Origin of the sequence: Pseudomonas sp. FP2294 (assembly GCF_030687625.1) — a bacterium.
Classification (GTDB): Bacteria; Pseudomonadota; Gammaproteobacteria; order Pseudomonadales; family Pseudomonadaceae; genus Aquipseudomonas; species Aquipseudomonas shahriarae.
The window spans coordinates 5264459-5283916 of record NZ_CP117441.1 but is presented as its reverse complement, the minus strand read 5'-3'; the positions used below and the strand labels follow the sequence as shown (position 1 = coordinate 5283916).

At 61.7% G+C, this 19458-nt stretch carries 17 protein-coding genes; 15 read left to right on the top strand and 2 right to left on the bottom strand.

What is annotated here, in order from left to right; genetic code table 11:
- Positions 1-50: 50 nt before the first annotated feature.
- The 10 genes from PSH73_RS23855 to trpE all read left to right on the top strand — a co-directional run bounded on the left by PSH73_RS23855 (position 51) and on the right by trpE (position 12304).
- Positions 51-2447, top strand: coding sequence for a transporter substrate-binding domain-containing protein (locus PSH73_RS23855; RefSeq protein WP_120734232.1), 2397 nt, complete (start codon positions 51-53; stop codon positions 2445-2447).
- 68 nt (positions 2448-2515) lie between these two features.
- Complete coding sequence (locus PSH73_RS23850; protein WP_057960779.1) at positions 2516-3145, top strand: response regulator transcription factor; 630 nt, start codon at positions 2516-2518, stop codon at positions 3143-3145.
- Between the two features lie 225 nt (positions 3146-3370).
- Entirely contained in the window at positions 3371-4483 is a 1113-nt protein-coding gene (locus tag PSH73_RS23845; RefSeq protein ID WP_057440325.1) for an ABC transporter ATP-binding protein, read from the top strand.
- 46 nt (positions 4484-4529) lie between these two features.
- Positions 4530-5570 carry an ABC transporter substrate-binding protein gene (locus PSH73_RS23840; RefSeq protein WP_057960778.1) on the top strand — a complete coding sequence of 347 codons (1041 nt, stop codon included), beginning with the start codon at positions 4530-4532 and terminating at the stop codon, positions 5568-5570.
- A 157-nt stretch (positions 5571-5727) separates the two neighbouring features.
- On the top strand, positions 5728-6975 hold the full coding sequence (locus PSH73_RS23835) for an ABC transporter permease (protein ID WP_170059570.1): 1248 nt from the start codon (positions 5728-5730) through the stop codon (positions 6973-6975).
- Between the two features lie 12 nt (positions 6976-6987).
- On the top strand, positions 6988-7815 hold the full coding sequence (locus PSH73_RS23830) for an ABC transporter permease (RefSeq protein WP_029296783.1): 828 nt from the start codon (positions 6988-6990) through the stop codon (positions 7813-7815).
- Between the two features lie 216 nt (positions 7816-8031).
- Complete coding sequence (locus PSH73_RS23825) at positions 8032-9180, top strand: iron-containing alcohol dehydrogenase (protein WP_057440328.1); 1149 nt, start codon at positions 8032-8034, stop codon at positions 9178-9180.
- Positions 9181-9264: 84 nt separating this feature from the next.
- On the top strand, positions 9265-9939 hold the full coding sequence (gene rpe, locus PSH73_RS23820) for a ribulose-phosphate 3-epimerase (RefSeq protein WP_057440329.1): 675 nt from the start codon (positions 9265-9267) through the stop codon (positions 9937-9939).
- Positions 9936-10754, top strand: coding sequence for a phosphoglycolate phosphatase (locus tag PSH73_RS23815; RefSeq protein ID WP_057444298.1), 819 nt, complete (start codon positions 9936-9938; stop codon positions 10752-10754). The genes rpe and PSH73_RS23815 overlap by 4 nt, the downstream gene beginning before the upstream one ends.
- A 68-nt stretch (positions 10755-10822) precedes the next feature.
- Positions 10823-12304 carry an anthranilate synthase component I gene (gene trpE, locus PSH73_RS23810; protein WP_057960776.1) on the top strand — a complete coding sequence of 494 codons (1482 nt, stop codon included), beginning with the start codon at positions 10823-10825 and terminating at the stop codon, positions 12302-12304.
- A 152-nt stretch (positions 12305-12456) separates the two neighbouring features.
- On the opposite strand, the gene estP is transcribed toward trpE, so the two are convergent.
- Positions 12457-14379 carry an esterase EstP gene (estP, locus tag PSH73_RS23805; protein WP_216312115.1) on the bottom strand — a complete coding sequence of 641 codons (1923 nt, stop codon included), beginning with the start codon at positions 14377-14379 and terminating at the stop codon, positions 12457-12459.
- Positions 14380-14797: 418 nt separating this feature from the next.
- Here estP and PSH73_RS23800 point away from each other — a divergent pair, with 418 nt between their 5' ends.
- From PSH73_RS23800 to PSH73_RS23785, 4 genes are all read left to right on the top strand, one after another.
- A complete protein-coding gene (locus PSH73_RS23800; RefSeq protein WP_057440330.1) occupies positions 14798-15391 on the top strand; it encodes an aminodeoxychorismate/anthranilate synthase component II in 594 nt (197 codons plus the stop codon).
- Between the two features lie 9 nt (positions 15392-15400).
- On the top strand, positions 15401-16450 hold the full coding sequence (trpD, locus tag PSH73_RS23795; protein ID WP_032858515.1) for an anthranilate phosphoribosyltransferase: 1050 nt from the start codon (positions 15401-15403) through the stop codon (positions 16448-16450).
- Positions 16447-17283 carry an indole-3-glycerol phosphate synthase TrpC gene (gene trpC / locus PSH73_RS23790; RefSeq protein ID WP_057440331.1) on the top strand — a complete coding sequence of 279 codons (837 nt, stop codon included), beginning with the start codon at positions 16447-16449 and terminating at the stop codon, positions 17281-17283. The genes trpD and trpC overlap by 4 nt, the downstream gene beginning before the upstream one ends.
- 135 nt (positions 17284-17418) lie before the next feature.
- Positions 17419-18114, top strand: a complete 696-nt coding sequence (locus tag PSH73_RS23785) for a lipoate--protein ligase family protein (protein WP_057960774.1) — start codon at positions 17419-17421, stop codon at positions 18112-18114.
- Here the strand turns inward: PSH73_RS23785 and crp are convergent.
- Positions 18111-18755 carry a cAMP-activated global transcriptional regulator CRP gene (gene crp / locus PSH73_RS23780; RefSeq protein ID WP_057440333.1) on the bottom strand — a complete coding sequence of 215 codons (645 nt, stop codon included), beginning with the start codon at positions 18753-18755 and terminating at the stop codon, positions 18111-18113. The genes PSH73_RS23785 and crp overlap by 4 nt on opposite strands.
- A 233-nt stretch (positions 18756-18988) precedes the next feature.
- Here crp and PSH73_RS23775 point away from each other — a divergent pair, with 233 nt between their 5' ends.
- On the top strand, positions 18989-19411 hold the full coding sequence (locus PSH73_RS23775) for an OsmC family protein (protein ID WP_005792019.1): 423 nt from the start codon (positions 18989-18991) through the stop codon (positions 19409-19411).
- Positions 19412-19458: the final 47 nt, after the last annotated feature.

Genomic DNA, 19458 nt, shown 5'->3' with positions numbered 1-19458 from the left:
CCCGGCCAGAAGTGATCCCGGCAGCCTAATGGGTTGGATGTGAGATGTGAATGATGAATTTTCGCTGTCTGCTGGTTATCGGCTATCTGTGCTTGCCCTTGATGGCGAATGCCGCGCCTGCGTCTGTGGTGCCGCCGGCGGTGCTCAACCCGCAGCAGCGCGAGTGGTTGGCGCAGCACCCGCAACTGCGGGTCGGGGTGGTGTTGCAGGCGCCTTACGCGCAATACGACCGGCGCCTGCAGCGCTTGTCCGGGGCCAATGTCGAGCTGATGCAGGCGCTGGCCAAGGCGCTGAATATCGAGCTGACCTGGCGCAACTTCCCCACGCAGGAACAGTTGGAGGACGCCTTGCGCGATGATGCAGTCGACCTCGCCCCAGGTCTGCTACAAACCCCTGCCGGCCTGCGCCTGTGGCAGTTTTCCGACCCGTATATGCGCGTGCCCCAGCACATTGTTGGCATTCGCGACGGCAGCGGCACGGTGGACCTGGAAAAACTCGATGAACAGTCCCGGGTCGCCGTGCGCATGCCCAGCGGCGTGGCGGATTACCTGCGCAGCAATTACCCCAGGCTGAACCTGCAAGGTGTGCCCCTGGAGCGCCAGGCCTTGCAGTTATTGGTCAGCCAGCAGGCGCGCTATGCGGTAGTCGATGAGGCGCAGTTGAGCCGCTTGTCGATCGAGCCCGAGTTCGCCGGTTTGGCCGTGGTCGGCGATATTGGATTGCCGCAACTGTTGCGGGTGGCCACCCGGCGTGACTGGCCAGCCCTGGCAGAGATTGTCGAGAGCGGCCTGCGCGCCATTCCAGCCCGTGAACTGGAGCAATTGCATGCCCGCTGGCTGCAACCCAAATACCCACGCCTGTCGGAATCACCGGGATTCTGGCAAAACCTCAGCCTGCTGCTGGGCCTGCTGTTGCTCGCGTGCCTGACGGTTGCCCTGTGGCAGCGTCGGCAAAAACATGCCCTGGAACACCAGTTGCTGGCCACGCGTGAGGAAAGCGCTGCCCGTGCGGCGGGCGCCGAAGCATTGCGTCTGACCCAGTTTTCGATTGATCAAAGCACCGTGGGTATCCTCTGGGTCAATTGGGACAGCCATGTGCGCTACGCCAACGTCGCCGCCGAAACCATGCTCGGTTACGCCCCGGGAGCGTTGATCGAGCGCCCGCTGATCGAGTTCGAACCCAATCTGAGCATGGACCGCTGGCTGAACCTGTGGAAGCGCGCCCGGGCCAGTGAAGACGGGCCGCAGAGCTTCGCCACCCAGTGCCTGCGCGCGGATGGCAGCCTGTTGCCCACGGATGTGTCCTTGAGTTTCCTGCGCTTTGCCGGTGGCGAATACCTGGTGGTGTACCTCAACGACGTCACCGAGCGCCGCCGGGCGTTGGCCGCGTTGCAGGAAAGTGAAGCGCGCCTGCAAGGCATCGCCGCCAATGTGCCAGGGCTGGTGTTTCGCCTGGAGCGTCTGCCGTTGAGCGCCGCCATCGACTTTGCCTATATCAGCGAAGGCAGCGAGCGCCTGGTGGGCTATTCGCCGTCCGTGCTCAGCCACCGCGATGTGGGGATTCGCAGCCTGGTCCACCCGGATGATCGCGCCAGTTACCACCAGACCCAGGACCAGGCCATCGACACCGAGAGCAACTGGTCGTGGCAGGGCCGCATCCTGACCCGCCAGGGCGAGCAGCGCTGGGCCGAGATCAAGGCGGTCACCCGGCGTCTGGACGATGGGGCGGTGGTCTGGGACGGGATCGTCTGGGACATCAGCGACAGCAAACGCATTGAGCTGGAATTGGACGCCTCGCGGGCGCAACTGCGCGAACTCTCGGCGCACCTGGAAACCGTGCGTGAGGAAGAGAAGGCGCGGATCGCCCGCGAAGTTCACGATGAGCTGGGGCAGATGCTCACGGTGTTGAAGCTGGAAACCTCCATGTGCGAGTTGGCCTACGCCCAGTTGGACCCAGGCCTGCACGAGCGCCTGAACAGCATGAAGCGCCTGATCGCTCAACTGTTCCAATTGGTCCGTGATGTGGCCACGGCGTTGCGCCCGCCGATTCTCGACGCCGGGATCGCCTCGGCCATCGAGTGGCAGGCCCGGCGGTTTGAGGCGCGCACACAGATTCCGTGCCTGGTGCAGGTGCCGGACAACCTCCCGGCCTTGAGTGACGCCAAGGCCATTGGCCTGTTCCGTATCCTGCAGGAGGCGCTGACCAACGTCATGCGCCATGCCCAGGCGCATACGGTGGAGTTGACCCTGGTGGTGGAGGGCGCCAATCTGCGGTTGACCATCAGTGATGATGGCGCAGGCTTCGTCCCTGCGCCGGGGCGCCCGGTGTCGTTTGGTTTGGTGGGCATGCGCGAGCGGGTGCTGATCATGGGCGGGCAGTTGACCCTCGACAGCGAACTGGGGGAGGGCACCACCCTGAGCGTTACGGTGCCGTTGGATTCGCCATAGATCCCTTGTGGGCTTGCTCGCACATTTTGAATGTCGGCGTTTAATCGCTATAGAGAGAGGAAATTGCCGTGATCCGCGTATTGGTAGCCGAAGACCACACCATCGTCCGTGAAGGCATCAAGCAGTTGATCGGCCTGGCCAAGGACCTGCTGGTGGTGGGCGAGGCGGGCAACGGCGAACAGCTGTTGGAAGCCTTGCGTCACACGCCCTGCGAGGTGGTGCTGCTGGATATCTCCATGCCCGGGGTCAACGGCCTAGAGGCGATTGCGCGGATCCGCGCGCTGAACAACCCGCCGGCCATTCTGGTGCTGTCGATGCATGACGAGGCACAAATGGCCGCCCGGGCGCTGAAGGTCGGCGCGGCAGGGTATGCCACCAAGGACAGCGATCCTGCGCTGTTGTTGACGGCAATCCGCAAAGTCGCCGCGGGCGGGCGCTATATCGACCCGGACCTGGCGGACCGCATGGTGTTTGAGGTCGGCCTCACCGATACCCGGCCGTTGCATTCGCTGTTGTCCGAGCGCGAGTTCTCGGTGTTCGAGCGCTTGGCTCAGGGCGCCAACGTCAACGATATCGCCCAGCAACTGGCCCTGAGCAGCAAGACCATCAGCACCCATAAGGCGCGGTTGATGCAAAAACTCAACATCAGCTCCCTGGCCGAGCTGGTGAAGTACGCGATGGAGCACAGGCTCCTATAGGCGCGTGTCTATTTGCGACATCGCTCAACCCCCAGGAAGCCCGTGCTTGCAGCTTGTCGCTTGAAGCTTGCTGCGCAACTGTCCCTTGCCCGCCATCCGTGTAGGGCAATCCCTACCCCGAACCTTCCATCCTGCTGATGCCAATCTCTCCTGCGCCCCGATTTCCGGGGGCTTGCACCTGGATTACGCTAGCTTCACAGCAGTCCAAAACACAAAGGTGCGGGTATGAGCGAGGCGGATTCAAATGATGTGCTGGTCAGCTTTCGTGGTGTGCAGAAGAGCTACGATGGCGAGAACCTGATCGTCAAAGACCTCAACCTGGACATTCGCAAAGGCGAGTTCCTCACCCTGCTGGGCCCGTCCGGTTCGGGCAAGACCACCAGCCTGATGATGTTGGCGGGCTTCGAAACGCCGACCGCCGGGGAGATCCTGCTGGCCGGGCGCTCGATCAACAATGTGCCGCCGCACAAGCGCGACATTGGCATGGTGTTCCAGAACTATGCGCTGTTCCCGCACATGACGGTGGCCGAGAACCTGGCGTTCCCCCTGACGGTGCGGGGCTTGAGCAAGACCGATGTCAGCGAACGGGTCAAGCGCGTGCTGAGCATGGTCCAGCTCGACGCCTTCGCCCAGCGCTACCCGGCGCAGCTCTCCGGCGGCCAGCAGCAACGGGTGGCCCTGGCTCGCGCCCTGGTGTTCGAGCCGCAGCTGGTGCTGATGGACGAACCCCTTGGCGCCCTCGATAAACAGCTGCGTGAACACATGCAGATGGAGATCAAGCACCTGCACCAGCGCCTCGGCGTGACCGTGGTTTACGTGACCCACGACCAGGGTGAAGCGCTGACCATGTCCGACCGGGTAGCGGTGTTCCACCAGGGCGAGATCCAGCAGATCGCTCCGCCGCGCACTTTGTATGAAGAGCCGAAAAACACCTTCGTCGCCAATTTTATCGGCGAGAACAACCGTCTTAACGGCCGCCTGCACAGCCACACCGGCGAGCGGTGCGTGGTTGAGCTGGCGCGCGGCGAGAAGGTCGAGGCGCTGGCGGTGAATGTCGGGCAGATCGGTGGCCCGGTGACGCTGTCGGTGCGCCCGGAGCGGGTCAGCCTCAACGGTTCCAGCGAAAGCTGCAGCAACCGTTTCTCGGGCCGGGTGGCCGAATTTATCTACCTGGGCGACCACGTGCGCGTGCGCCTGGAAGTCTGCGGCAAGGCCGATTTCTTTGTGAAACAACCGATCGCCGAGCTGGATCCGGCACTGACGGTCGGCGATGTGGTTCCGATTGGCTGGCAAGTCGAGCACGTTCGCGCACTCGACCCACTTCTAGAGGCGAATTGATCGCCCCCTTGGCTTCATCCAACCCTGCACGTGGAGAGAACAATAAATGTTGAGATCCCTGAAATTGACCGCCCTGGCCATTGGCCTGGCGAGTGCTTCACAGGTCATGGCAGGTCCGAACCTGACGGTGGTGTCGTTTGGCGGCGCGAACAAGGCGGCCCAGGTCAAGGCTTTCTATGCCCCGTGGGAAAGCGCGGGCAACGGCAAGATCATCGCCGGCGAGTACAACGGCGAGATGGCCAAGGTCAAAGCCATGGTCGACACCAAAAGCGTGTCCTGGGACCTGGTGGAAGTCGAGTCGCCGGAACTGTCCCGTGGCTGTGACGAGGACATGTTCGAGCCGTTGGATCCTAAGCTGTTCGGCAACCCCGACGACTATGTGAAAGGCGCGATCCAGCCCTGTGGCGTGGGTTTCTTCGTGTGGTCCACGGTGATGGCGTACAACGCCGACAAACTGAAGACGGCCCCAACCAGTTGGGCGGACTTCTGGGACACCAAGACTTTCCCCGGCAAGCGCGGCTTGCGCAAGGGGGCCAAGTACACCCTGGAATTCGCCCTGATGGCCGACGGTGTAGCGCCCAAGGACGTGTACAAAGTGCTGGCCGGCAAGGACGGCCAGGACCGCGCCTTCAAGAAACTCGATGAACTCAAGCCGTCGATCCAGTGGTGGGAAGCCGGCGCCCAGCCGCCGCAGTACCTGGCCTCGGGTGACGTGGTGATGAGCTCGGCCTACAACGGCCGGATCGCCGCCGTGCAGAAAGAGAGCAACCTGAAAGTGGTGTGGAACGGTGGTATCTACGATTTCGACGCCTGGGCGATCCCCAAGGGCCTGAGCAAGGAGCGCGCCGAGGCGGCGAAGAAATTCATCGCCTTCTCCGTTGCACCGCAGCAACAGAAAATCTACTCGGAAAACATCGCCTACGGTCCGGCCAATACCCAAGCCGTGCCGCTGCTGGCCAAGGACATCCTCAAGGATATGCCGACTACTCCGGAAAACATCGCCAACCAGGTGCAGATTGATGTGAGCTTCTGGGCGGATAACGGTGAGCAACTGGAGCAGCGCTTCAATTCCTGGGCTGCCAAATAACAAGCCCCACCGCTTAACCCCTGTGGGAGCTGGCTTGCCTGCGATGGCAGCACCTCGGTAGACCCGACACACCGAGTTGCTGCCATCGCGGGCAAGCCCGGCTCCCACAAGGGGGCCTTTCACACGGGTTTCAACTGTAGATTTTCCGGAGTTTGCCATGGCCATCGCCGTTCCCTCGAACGAGGTCACCACCCCCAGCTTGAAGCAGCGCCTGGCGCGTGCCGAGCGGCTTAACCGCTGGAAGGCCCAGGCCTTGATCGCGCCGCTGGTGGTGTTTTTGCTGCTGGTGTTCCTGGTGCCCATCGTTGCGCTGTTGTACAAAAGCGTCGGTAACCCGGAAGTGGTCGCTGGCCTGCCGCGTACCGTGGTGGCGGTGACCGCCTGGGATGGTCGTGGCCTGCCCGGCGAGTCGGTGTACCAGGCTGTCAGCGAGGACCTGGGTGAAGCCCGGAAAAACCAGACCCTGGGCGACTTGTCCAAGCGCCTGAACATGGAGCTGGCGGGTTATCGCAGCCTGTTGACCAAAACCGCGCGGGCGCTGCCGTTCAGCGCAGTGCCGGCCTCTTATAAAGAAGCGCTGGAAAACCTCGACGAACGCTGGGGCGACCCCGCGTACTGGCAGGCCATCCGGCGCAACACCAGCAGCCTCACGCCTTATTACCTGCTGGCGGCGGTCGATCATCGGATCGACGACCTCGGCGAAGTCGCGCCGGCCACGCCGGACCAGGCGATTTACCTCGATATCTTCGCCCGCACCTTCTGGATGGGCCTGGTGATTACCGTGTGCTGCCTGCTGCTGGCCTATCCGCTGGCGTACCTGCTGGCCAACCTGCCGGCGCGGCAAAGCAACCTGTTGATGATCCTGGTGCTGCTGCCCTTCTGGACCTCGGTGCTGGTGCGCGTGGCCGCCTGGATTGTGCTGCTGCAGTCCGGCGGGCTGATCAACGGCGCGCTGATGGGCCTGGGCATCATTGATAAGCCTCTGGAGTTGGTGTTCAACCGGCTGGGGGTCTACATCTCCATGGTGCATATCCTGCTGCCGTTCATGATTCTGCCGATCTACAGCGTGATGAAGGGCATTTCACCGACCTACATGCGTGCGGCGATCTCTTTGGGTTGTCACCCATTCGCCAGTTTCTGGCGGGTGTACTTCCCACAGACCTACGCGGGTGTGGGTGCCGGTTGCCTGCTGGTGTTTATCCTGGCGATTGGCTACTACATCACCCCGGCCCTGCTGGGCAGCCCGAACGACCAGATGGTCAGCTACTTCGTGGCGTTCTACACCAACACCAGCATCAACTGGGGCATGGCGACTGCGCTGGGCGGCTTGCTGCTGCTGGCGACCGTGGTGCTGTACCTGATCTACAACTGGCTGGTGGGCGCCAGCCGCCTGCGCCTGAGCTGAGGAGCGCCTGAAATGTCCAGCAGTCCTTATATGTCACCCATCGAGCGGGTGTGGTTCTACAGCTTGCGGATCCTCTGCGGCCTGATCCTGTTGTTCCTGATCCTGCCGGTGCTGGTGATCATCCCGCTGTCGTTCAACTCCGGGAGTTTCCTGGTGTACCCGCTGCAGGGGTTTTCGTTGCACTGGTACCAGGACTTCTTTGCCTCGGCGGAATGGATGCGCGCCTTGAAGAACAGCATCATCGTCGCCCCGGCGGCCACGGTGCTGGCGATGGTGTTTGGCACGTTGGCCGCTATTGGCCTGACCCGTGGCCACTTCCCCGGCAAGGCGCTGGTGATGGCCCTGGTGATTTCGCCGATGGTGGTACCGGTGGTGATTATCGGCGTGGCGAGTTACTTGTTCTTTGCCCCGCTGGGGCTGGGCAACAGTTTCTTTTCGCTGATTGTGGTGCATGCGGTGCTGGGCGTGCCCTTTGTGATCATCACCGTGTCGGCGACCTTGCAGGGCTTCAACCACAACCTGGTGCGAGCCGCGGCCAGCCTGGGGGCGTCGCCGTTGACCGCGTTTCGCCGGGTGACGCTGCCGCTGATTGCGCCGGGCGTCATTTCCGGGGCGCTGTTTGCCTTTGCCACATCGTTCGATGAGGTGGTGGTGACGCTGTTCCTCGCCGGGCCCGAGCAGGCCACCTTGCCTCGGCAGATGTTCAGCGGCATCCGCGAAAACCTCAGCCCGACCATTGCCGCAGCGGCGACCTTGCTGATTGCCTTCTCGGTGGTGCTGTTGCTGACCCTGGAGTGGCTGCGTGGGCGCAGCGAAAAACTGCGGACGGCGCAGGTCTGACTGCTGAAACCCGATCACCTGTGGGAGCTGGCTTGCCTGCGATGGTCTCGACTCGGTACACCTGATGCACCGAGTCGAGGCCATCGCAGGCAAGCCAGCTCCGACATTGACCGCGCCCGCTTTGAATGACCCAACCATTCAGCCGCTGAATGGCAGACAACCCGCATTCCCCAGCTATTCTTGTGCCAGCCCACCAATTTATAAGAGGCCGCGCACATGAGTACCTCCTCATTCAAGATCGCCCACAAATTGCTCACCGGCCCAGGCGCCATCGAGCAATTGGCCGCCGAGCTGACCCGGCTGGATATCGACAACCCGTTGATCGTCACCGATGCTGCGCTGGTCAAGTCCGGTACGGTGCAACTGGCATTGGCGCAGTTGGGTGATCGGCCCTACGAGATCTTCGACCGGGTGCTGCCCGACCCGGAGATCGCCATCGTCGAAGACTGCATGCAGGCCTACCGCGAAGGCGGGCATGACGGCCTGATCGGCGTGGGCGGTGGCAGTGCCATTGATATCGCCAAAAGCGTCGCCGCCTATGCCGGTTATCACGGCGCACTCGAGGATTTGTTCGGTGTGGACCAGGTGCCGCGCAAAGGCCCGCCGCTGATTGCCATTCCCACCACGGCCGGCACGGGGTCGGAAGTGACCAATGTGGCGATTCTGTCGGACAAGGCCGCGCAATTGAAAAAAGGCATCGTCAGCGACTACCTGCTGCCGGATGTTGCGCTGATCAGCCCGCAAATGACCCTGACCTGCCCGCGCAGTGTTACGGCTGCCAGTGGTGTGGATGCCCTGGTGCATGCCATCGAGTCCTATCTGTCCCTGAACGCCTCGCCAATCACCGATGCCCTGGCCATTGGCGCGATCAAGTTGATTGCCAACGCCTTGCCCAAGGCCTACGCCAATCCGGCCAACCTGCAGGCGCGTGACGATATGGCCACGGCCAGCCTGATGGCCGGCATGGCCTTCGGCAATGCCGGGGTGGGGGCGGTGCATGCGCTGGCCTACCCGTTGGGCGGGCGTTTCAACATTGCCCACGGGGTGAGCAACGCGTTGCTGCTGCCCTATGTGATGCACTGGAACAAGCTGGCCTGCGTCGAGCGCATGCAGGATATCGCCCAGGCCATGGGGGTGAATATCACGGGCTTGAGCGTCAACGATGCAGCGGACCAGGCGGTGGAGGCGATGACGCGACTGTGCGCCGCAGTGGAGATCCCTAGCGGCTTGCGCAGCTTCGGCGTGCCAGAGGAGGCGATTCCGGCCATGGCCTTAGAAGCCGCGGGAATCGAGCGCCTGATGCGCAACAATCCGCGCAAGCTCAGTGCGGCGGATATCGAGAAAATCTACCGCGCCGCGTACTAGTCATTGAGTCAGGTCACGGTGCGCGCAACAAAGCATGAGGTATACAATGCGCGCCATCGTGATTTAGCTCAGAAAAGGTGCGTCATGCAGCCCTTCGTAATTGCTCCATCGATTCTCTCCGCCGACTTCGCCCGCCTGGGCGAGGAAGTGGACAACGTGTTGGCCGCCGGTGCCGACTTCGTGCACTTCGATGTCATGGACAACCACTATGTGCCGAACCTGACCATCGGCCCGATGGTTTGCGCCGCGCTGCGCAAGTACGGCGTGACCGCGCCGATTGACGTGCACCTGATGGTCAGCCCGGTGGACCGCATCATCGGCGACTTCATCGAAGCCGGTGCGACCTACATCACCTTCCACCCGGAAGCCACGCTGCATGTCGACCGCTCCCTGCAACTGATCCGCGAAGGCGGCTGCAAGGCTGGCCTGGTGTTCAACCCGGCGACCCCGCTGGACACCCTCAAGTACGTGATGGACAAGGTCGACATGGTCTTGCTGATGAGCGTCAACCCGGGGTTTGGCGGGCAGAAGTTCATTCCCGGTACCCTCGACAAGCTGCGTGAGGCCCGTGCGCTGATTGACGCCTCTGGCCGCGATATCCGCCTGGAGATCGACGGTGGGGTCAACGTCAACAACATCCGTGATATCGCGGCGGCGGGCGCCGACACCTTCGTCGCCGGCTCGGCGATCTTCAACACCCCTGACTACCAGGCCGTGATTGCCAAGATGCGTGAAGAACTGGCGCTGGCGCGTCCATGAGCGGTTTTGAGCAGCTGTTCCCCGGTAAATTGCCGCGGCTGGTGATGTTCGATCTGGACGGCACCCTGGTCGATTCGGTGCCGGACCTGACGGCTGCGGTGGATCACATGTTGCTCAAGTTGGGGCGCAAGCCTGCCGGTATCGAATCGGTACGCGAGTGGGTCGGCAACGGCGTGCAGATGCTGGTGCGCCGTGCGCTGGCCAATCACATTGATGCCGAAGGTGTCGATGAGGTGGAGGCCGAGCACGCGCTGGAACTGTTCAACGCGGCCTACGAAGACGGCCACGAACTGACCGTGGTTTACCCCGGCGTGCGCGACACCCTCAAGTGGCTGCACAAGCAGGGCGTGGAAATGGCCCTGATCACCAACAAGCCGGAACGCTTCGTCGCGCCGCTGCTGGACCAGATGAAGATCGGCCGGTATTTCCGCTGGATCATCGGCGGCGATACCCTGCCGCAGAAAAAACCGGATCCGGCGGCGCTGTTCTTTGTGATGAAAATGGCCAATATCCCGGCGTCCCAGTCGCTGTTTGTCGGCGATTCGCGCAGCGATGTGCTGGCGGCGAAAGCGGCGGGGGTCAAGTGTGTGGCCTTAAGCTATGGCTACAACCATGGCCGGCCGATTGCCGAAGAGTCGCCGGCGCTGGTCATTGATGACCTGCGACTGCTAATCCCCGGTTGCTTGGGAGCGGGCGCTGAGATAACGTTGCCCGACGCTGTCCCATCCCCTTCTGGAAATCCCATCGTGGTGGTCACTCGCAAACTCTGGATGAAAGTCATCAAGGCCCTGGCCCGCTGGCGTTGGCGCGCCTGACTGATCCTGGCCGCGCTGCGGCACGTTTGCATACCTGACTGTTAGACCCTCACGCCACGAGGCACCCCATGATCCGCGAAGAATTCCTGCGTTTGGCCGCTGCCGGCTACAACCGCATCCCCATGGCCCGGGAAACCCTGGCCGACTTCGATACGCCGCTGTCGATCTACCTGAAACTGGCCGACGAGCCCAATTCCTATCTGCTGGAATCGGTGCAGGGCGGCGAAAAGTGGGGCCGTTACTCGATCATTGGCCTGCCGTGCCGCACGGTCCTGCGGGTGCATGACCATCACGTCAGCATCACCCATGATGGCGTCGAGATCGAAAGCCACGATGTGCAAGACCCGCTGGCCTTCGTCGAAGCCTTCAAGGCGCGCTACAACGTGCCAACCATTGCTGGTTTGCCGCGTTTCAATGGCGGCCTCGTGGGGTATTTCGGCTACGACTGCGTGCGTTACGTGGAGCAACGCCTGGGCAAATGCCCGAACCCCGACCCGTTGGGTGTGCCGGACATCCTGCTGATGGTTTCCGACGCGGTGGTGGTGTTCGACAACCTGGCCGGCAAGATGCACGCGATTGTGCTCGCCGACCCGACCCAGGCCGATGCGTTCGAGCAAGGCCAGGCCAGCCTCGAAGCGCTGCTGGACAAGCTGCGCCAGCCGATCACCCCGCGTCGCGGCCTGGACCTCAGCCGTCCGCCGGCGGCCGATCCGGTGTTTCGCTCCAGCTTTACCCAGGATGACTACGAGCGCGCGGTCGATACCATCAAGCAATACATCCTCGCCGGTGACTGCATGCAAGTGGTGCCGTCGCAACGGATGTCCATCGACTTCAAGGCGGCGCCCATCGACTTGTACCGGGCACTGCGCTGCTTCAACCCGACGCCGTACATGTACTTCTTCAACTTTGGCGACTTCCACGTAGTGGGCAGCTCGCCGGAAGTGCTGGTGCGCGTCGAAGACAACCTGATCACCGTGCGCCCGATTGCCGGCACGCGCCCCCGTGGCGCGACCGAAGAGGCCGACCTGGCACTTGAAGAAGACCTGCTGTCCGACGACAAGGAAATCGCCGAGCACTTGATGCTCATCGACCTGGGGCGTAACGACACCGGACGCGTTTCGGAAATCGGCTCGGTGAAGCTCACCGAGAAGATGGTGATCGAGCGTTATTCCAACGTGATGCACATTGTGTCCAACGTCACCGGCGAGCTGAAGGCCGGCCTTACGGCGATGGACGCGCTGCGCGCAATTCTGCCGGCGGGCACCTTGTCCGGCGCCCCGAAGATTCGTGCGATGGAAATCATCGACGAGCTGGAGCCGGTCAAGCGTGGGGTCTACGGCGGCGCCGTGGGTTATTTCGCGTGGAATGGCAACATGGACACCGCCATTGCGATCCGCACGGCGGTGATCAAGGACGGCGAACTGCATGTGCAGGCGGGCGGCGGGATTGTCGCCGACTCGGTGCCGGCCCTTGAGTGGGAAGAAACCCTGAACAAGCGCCGGGCGATGTTCCGTGCGGTGGCATTGGCCGAGCAGACCCCGCAAGACTGACGGTCGATCCCGAGCTAAATGTGGGGTTGGGCTTGTGTGGGAGCGGGCTTGCCCGCGATGGCGGTCTGTCAGTCACCGATGTAGTGACTGAACCACCGCTATCGCGGGCAAGCCCGCTCCCACATGGGTTTTATGTTGTTTTTAAGGCCGTATTAGAAATCCAGGCTCACTCCGACACTGACCCCTTGCTGGGTCAGGCTGTCATCCTTCCTCACGTTATACGCCGCGCGCAGTGCCAACTCCTGGGTGAGCTTGTGGCTGACCCCGAGACTCAAGCGATCCGAATTGCTGCGAGGGGTGTAGCCGTCGAGTTCGAAGCCGATCCCCTGCACGCTGTTGAGCGAAATATTCACCTTTTGGGTGTCATTTTCGAACTCATGCTCGTGAGCCACTTCGCCAAAAACCTGGGTTTGCGGGGTGACGCGGTAGCTGCCCTGCAGGCCAACGCCCAGGCGTTTGGAGTCGCGTTGCTGGTCGGCAAAGGTCAGCGCGGTGGAGCGGCTGCCTTTTTCCGAGTAGCCATCGACTTCGATTCGCGCATAGTCGGCGCTGATGAACGGCGACAGGTGCCAATCGCTGCCGACCCCGGCAATGTCATAGCCCACGCGGCCGCTCAAGGCCCAGAGCCAGCCGTCGGTGTCACCTTTTTCTGAGCCTTCGCTGACGCCCAGGGCGAACTTGCGCTTGAGGCTGTCGAAGTCCAGCCGGCCGCCGGTCAGCGCGGCATCGGCCCACCAGTGATTGTGTTGATACTGCGCGAATGCGCTGCCCATGTAGCTGTTGAGCTTGTAGTCCGAGTCGCTGGCGCCTGCTTCGAGAGTCTGGCGATACAGCCCGGCCGCGACACCTACGCGCCAGCTGTCGTCGAGACGATAGCTGCCGCCGACATTCAGGTTGTAGCCACTGCCGTCGCCACTGGCCGAGCTGCCTTGACCGTCGAAGTCCAGGCGCTGACCACCACCGGCGACAATTGCGCGCCATTGGCCGACGGCTTGCCAGTTGCCGTTGTCTGCCTGCCACTGGTTACGCAGCTCATCCTGATGGGCGCGCAGGGTGCCTTGGGCCATTTCTGGCAGCAGGCTCAGCTCCCAGGGGGCGGCGAGCAGCGAGTAGGCATAGTCGGCGATCAAGCGTTGCCCGGCGACGGTGGGGTGGACCGAGTCGTTGTAGATCAGCTTGGTCGGGTCCGGCTGGGTGCCGCCGATGCCATACGTCGGGTTGGCGGTGCAACTGTTGCCAGTGAAGCAGGTGCCGGTAAGGTTCTGCCCGGTCGCCAGGCCAAATCGGCCCGGGTCGGCGAAGGTTTCCTGCAACAGCAGTGGAATATTCAACGGGATGATCTGGGCGTCGATCTGCGACAGGCGCTGTACCAGTGCCTGGTTGAAAATAGTGCTCAGGGCGGACGTCCCAGCCTGCTGCGGCGTGCCGTTGATGGCGGGTGTCAGGCCCAGGTCGGGCAGCATCCACACCATGATGTAGCGCGCACCGGCTTGTTGCAGAGCCTGGGCGCTGTCGGCCAGGCGCCCGCCTGCGGCAACGGCTTGGCCTGGACTGAGGACGCGCTGTTGCAGGAAGTCATTACCGCCACCGGACAGAAAATACAGCGCGTTGGGGTCGGCCCGCCCACCGTTTGCCGGCAGATAACCCTGGCGACTGCGTAAAACAGTGCCCGCGCCCGCATTGCCGGGGGGGATCGCCGTGTCGGAGACTGAGGTGATGGAATCCAGGATGTTGTCGGTACGGTAGCCACCGACCGCCCAGTTATTGCCGTCAGGCAAGCCTTGCGCGGCGCGAACCGGCGAGGTGGAGGCGTTCAGGTCGTTTGGCGCTACACCCAGTTTGGAGCCCAGCTGGGTCGATGAAACCAGGCCGTAGTCACCCTGGAATGTGGGGCCGGTACGGTTGGTAAAACGCAGGGTGGCACCGGACACACCATCGGGGAACTGGCCGGCGTCCGCCAGGCTATCGCCAAAAACCACCATGGTTGAATAAGGTGACGGTGCTGCAAACGCCTGCGCGCAGGCCAGTGCCAGGAGGCATCCGGCAAGGGGCGCAACAAAAGATGGTCTGAGCATAGGGATTCCATATGATTGTTTTTGTATCGGAAGTGAAACACTAGCAATGTAGAGGGAGTTTTCTGTGAGGAAAATCGTTTTTTCTTACAAAACCTTCGTCATGCCCCCCGTATTTGCTGCTCTATATTGCACCGCTGGCGAGGCTACGTTACTGTGCGGGAACGTATGAATGAGACCCTCCCCGTGTTGATCATCAGCAAACTCTTGATGCGAGTAGTCAAGGCACACGCCCGTTGGCGTTGGCGCGCCTGAATTTTCTCTGCCGGCCCGGCCGGACCTGTACCGATTTGCCTTCTTCACCCTTTGTTCGACGCCCCTTGCCGGCTGACCCTGGCAACCGGAACGTGCGTCTGGCAGCGGGTCACGCTCTTAGAAGGCGGTCATTCGAAATCAGTGAATTCAAGAGGTTTGAACCCACATGTTGCTGATGATTGATAACTACGACTCCTTTACCTACAACGTTGTGCAATACCTGGGCGAGCTCGGTGCCGAGGTCAAGGTGGTGCGCAACGATGAAATGACGGTGGCGCAGATTGCTGCCCTGAACCCGGAGCGTATCGTGGTTTCCCCAGGCCCCTGCACGCCGACCGAGGCGGGTATCTCCCTGGAAGCCATCCGGTTTTTCGCCGGCAAGCTGCCGATTCTCGGGGTTTGCCTGGGCCACCAGTCCATCGGCCAGGCATTTGGCGGCGACGTGGTGCGTGCCCGCCAGGTGATGCACGGCAAGACCAGCCCGGTGTTCCATAATGATCAAGGTGTGTTCCAGGGCTTGAACCTGCCGGTGACGGTGACCCGTTACCACTCACTGGTGGTCAAGCGCGAGACCTTGCCCGAATGTCTGGAACTGACGGCCTGGACCCAGCTGGAAGACGGCTCGGTCGATGAGATCATGGGCCTGCGGCACAAGACACTGAATGTCGAAGGGGTGCAGTTTCACCCTGAATCAATTCTGACCGAGCAGGGCTACGAGCTGTTCGCCAACTTTCTCAAGCAGAGCGGCGGCACGCGCTAAGGACTTTCCATGGATATCAAGACTGCCCTGAGCCGTATCGTCGGCCATCTGGACCTGAGCACCGCTGAAATGAGCGATGTCATGCGCGAAATCATGACCGGCCAATGCACCGATGCGCAGATTGGCGCCTTTATGATGGCCATGCGCATGAAGAGCGAGAGCATCGACGAAATCGTCGGCGCCGTCTCGGTGATGCGTGAACTGGCGGACAAGGTCGAACTCAAGACCCTCGACGGCGTGGTCGATGTGGTCGGCACCGGCGGTGACGGTGCGAATATTTTCAACGTTTCGACGGCATCATCCTTTGTCGTAGCCGCCGCCGGTTGCACCGTGGCCAAGCACGGCAACCGCGCGGTATCGGGCAAGAGCGGCAGTGCCGATCTGCTGGAAGCGGCCGGGATCTACCTGAACCTGACCCCGGTGCAGGTGGCGCGCTGCATCGACAACGTCGGTATCGGCTTTATGTTTGCCCAGTCCCACCATGGGGCGATGAAACACGCCGCGGGCCCGCGCAAGGACCTTGGCCTGCGTACCCTGTTCAACATGCTTGGCCCGCTTACGAATCCGGCCGGTGTGAAGCATCAGGTGGTGGGCGTGTTCAGCCAGGCGCTGTGCCGGCCATTGGCCGAAGTCCTGCAGCGCCTGGGCAGCAAACACGTGCTAGTGGTGCACTCCAAGGATGGCCTGGACGAATTCAGCCTGGCGGCCCCAACCTTTGTGGCCGAGCTGAAGAACGATCAGGTCACCGAATATTGGGTCGAGCCAGAAGACCTCGGTATGAAGAGCCAGAGCCTGCATGGCCTGGCGGTAGAAAGCCCGGCGGCGTCCCTTGAATTGATTCGCGATGCCCTGGGGCGTCGCAAGACCGAGAACGGTCAGAAAGCGGCAGAGATGATTGTTCTGAATGCTGGCGCGGCACTTTATGCAGCCGATCACGCCTATAGTCTTACAGAAGGTGTCGCCTTGGCCCACGATGCGCTGCATACGGGTCTGGCTCGCGAAAAGCTCGAAGAGCTGGGAGCATTCACGGCCGTATTCAAGATGGAGAATGAAGGATGAGCGTGCCAACAGTTCTGGAAAACATCCTCGCCCGCAAAGTTGAAGAAGTGGCCGAACGCCGCGCACGGGTGAGCCTGGCCGAGTTGGAAAACCTGGCAAAAAGCGCCGATGCACCCCGCGGCTTTGCCAATGCCCTGATCACCCAGGCCAGGCTCAAGCAGCCAGCGGTGATCGCCGAGATCAAAAAGGCCTCGCCGAGCAAAGGCGTGATCCGCGAGAACTTCGTGCCGGCAGAGATTGCTGCCAGCTATGAGAAGGGCGGGGCAACTTGCCTTTCGGTGTTGACCGATATCGACTACTTCCAGGGTTCCGACGCTTACCTGCAACAAGCCCGCGCCGCGTGCAAGTTGCCGGTGATCCGCAAGGACTTCATGATCGACCCGTACCAGATCGTCGAGGCCCGGGCGTTGGGCGCGGATTGCGTGCTGCTGATCGTTTCGGCGCTGGACGACGTGCAGATGGCCGAGTTGGCGGCGGTTGCCAAAGGCGTGGGCCTGGATGTGCTGGTCGAGGTCCATGACGGTGACGAACTGGAGCGCGCGCTGAAAACCCTCGACACACGACTGGTTGGGGTCAACAACCGCAACCTGCACACCTTTGATGTCAACCTGGAAACCACCCTGGACCTGCTGCCGCGCATTCCTCGTGACCGCCTGGTGATTACCGAGAGCGGGATCGTCAATCGTGCGGATGTGGAGTTGATGGAAATCAGCGACGTGTATTCGTTCCTGGTCGGCGAGACCTTTATGCGTGCGGAGAATCCAGGGGCGGAGTTGCAGCGCCTGTTTTTCCCGGAGCGTGGTCTACCGATCAGTGGTTCGACACTGGATTGATTTGAAACGCGGACACTGTGGGAGCTGGCTTGCCTGCGATAGCATCACCTCGGTGTAACGCAGACACCGAGGCGACAGCATCGCCGGAAAGCCAGCTCCCACATTTTTGTGTTTATTCAGAAAGGCAGGTGTTCGATGATCCAACCCGTAGCGATGACCGTTGAAGCAGGCCTTGCCGCCGAGCAGGACTTGCTGGCCGCCGTCTGCGCGGGTGAACAATCCTTCGGCCTGCTGTTCTGGCAGCCCAGCGACCAGGCACTGGTGATGCCTCGCCGTCTGAGTCGTCTGCCCGCCTTTGACGCGGCCAGTCAGGTATCGGCCGCCCACGGTTGGCCGGTGTTGCTGCGGGAAACAGGAGGGGAGCCAGTGCCGCAGTCTGCGGCGACGGTGAATATCGCACTGGTCTACGCGCCGCCCCGTAGCGAAGGCGACCAGGGCCGCATCGAGACCGGCTACCTGCGCCTGTGCCAGCCCATTTGCGACTTGCTGACCGAGTTGGGCGGCGATGCCTCTGTGGGCGAAATCGACGGGGCCTTTTGCGATGGCCGCTATAACGTCAATCTCAACGGACGCAAGATGGTCGGTACTGCCCAGCGCTGGCGCCAGAGTGGCGGGCGCCCGGTAGGCCTGGTGCATGGCGCATTGTTGCTGGAGAACCATCGTGAGGAACTGGTTGCAGCGGTCAATCGCTTCAATCAGGCGTGCGGCCTCGAGCAGCGGGTGCGTGCCGACAGCCATATCGCCTTGCATGAAGCCTTTGCTGCGCCGGATGCCATCAGCCGCCTCGACGGTTTATACCGGCAGATGCTCGCACAGGTGTTTGCGCACTAGCGAGTGCCGAACACCACCATCGTCTTGCCTTTGACGTGCACCAGGTTGCGCTCTTCCAGATCCTTGAGCACTCGACCGACCATCTCCCGTGAGCAACCGACAATCCGGCCGATTTCCTGGCGCGTAACCTTGATTTGCATGCCGTCTGGATGGGTCATGGCATCCGGCTGCTTGCACAGTTCCAGCAAGCAGCGGGCGACGCGCCCGGTGACGTCGAAGAACGCCAGGTCACCGACTTTGCGCGTGGTGTTGCGCAAGCGCTGGGCAATCTGGCCGCTCAGGGCATAAAGGATGTCCGGATCTTGTTGGGCCAGTTCGCGAAATTTCGCATAGCTGATTTCTGCGACCTCACACTCAATCTTCGCCCGCACCCAGGCGCTGCGCTCCTGTTCTTTCCCCGCTTGTTCAAACAGGCCCAGCTCACCGAAGAAATCACCGGTATTGAGATAGGCGATGATCATTTCGCGACCGTCATCATCCTCGATCAGGATCGTGACTGAACCTTTGATAATGAAAAACAGGGTTTCCGAGCGTTCCCCGGCGCAGATGATGTTCTGCTTGGCCGGATAGCGTTGCCGCTGACAATGGGTCAGTAACTTATCGAGGTTCTTGATCTTGGGTATGGGGGTAATAGCAACCATGGTTGTATCCCGAAAAGACTGCACGGTGTGGTTGGGCTGGTATTTTTATAGAGCGGATCCATCCGGAGGATGGCAATGCGCCATAGATTTGGCGTCAGCTTAACAGACACATTCTGACTCGATCAGGGAATTTACCTATCAAAGTCTGCTGTTGAACGTATTTGGGCAGAACACTGCGCTTGCGGGGGCCTGTGATAAGCTGGCGCCCCTTTTTTAGCAGTGGAGTCTGGGCGATGAAGGCACGCATCCAATGGGCGGGCGAAGCCATGTTCCTCGGTGAGTCGGGCAGTGGCCATGTGGTGGTCATGGATGGCCCGCCGGAAGCCGGTGGCCGCAATCTGGGTGTACGGCCCATGGAAATGCTCCTGCTCGGCGTGGGTGGTTGCAGCAACTTCGATGTGGTCAGCATCTTGAAGAAGTCGCGCCAGGCGGTGGAAAGCTGCGAAGCCTTTTTGGAAGCCGAGCGCGCGACTGAAGACCCGAAGGTGTTCACCAAGATCCATATGCATTTTGTGGTCAAGGGGCGTGCGCTGAAGGAAGCGCAGGTCAAGCGGGCCATCGAGCTGTCGGCGGAGAAGTACTGCTCGGCTTCGATCATGCTCGGCGCGGCAGGTGTGGCCATTACCCATGATTACGAGATCATTGAGTTGGGCTGATCGCGGGATCTTCTGACAAAAAGAAAGGGCGCTTTGCAAGCGCCCTT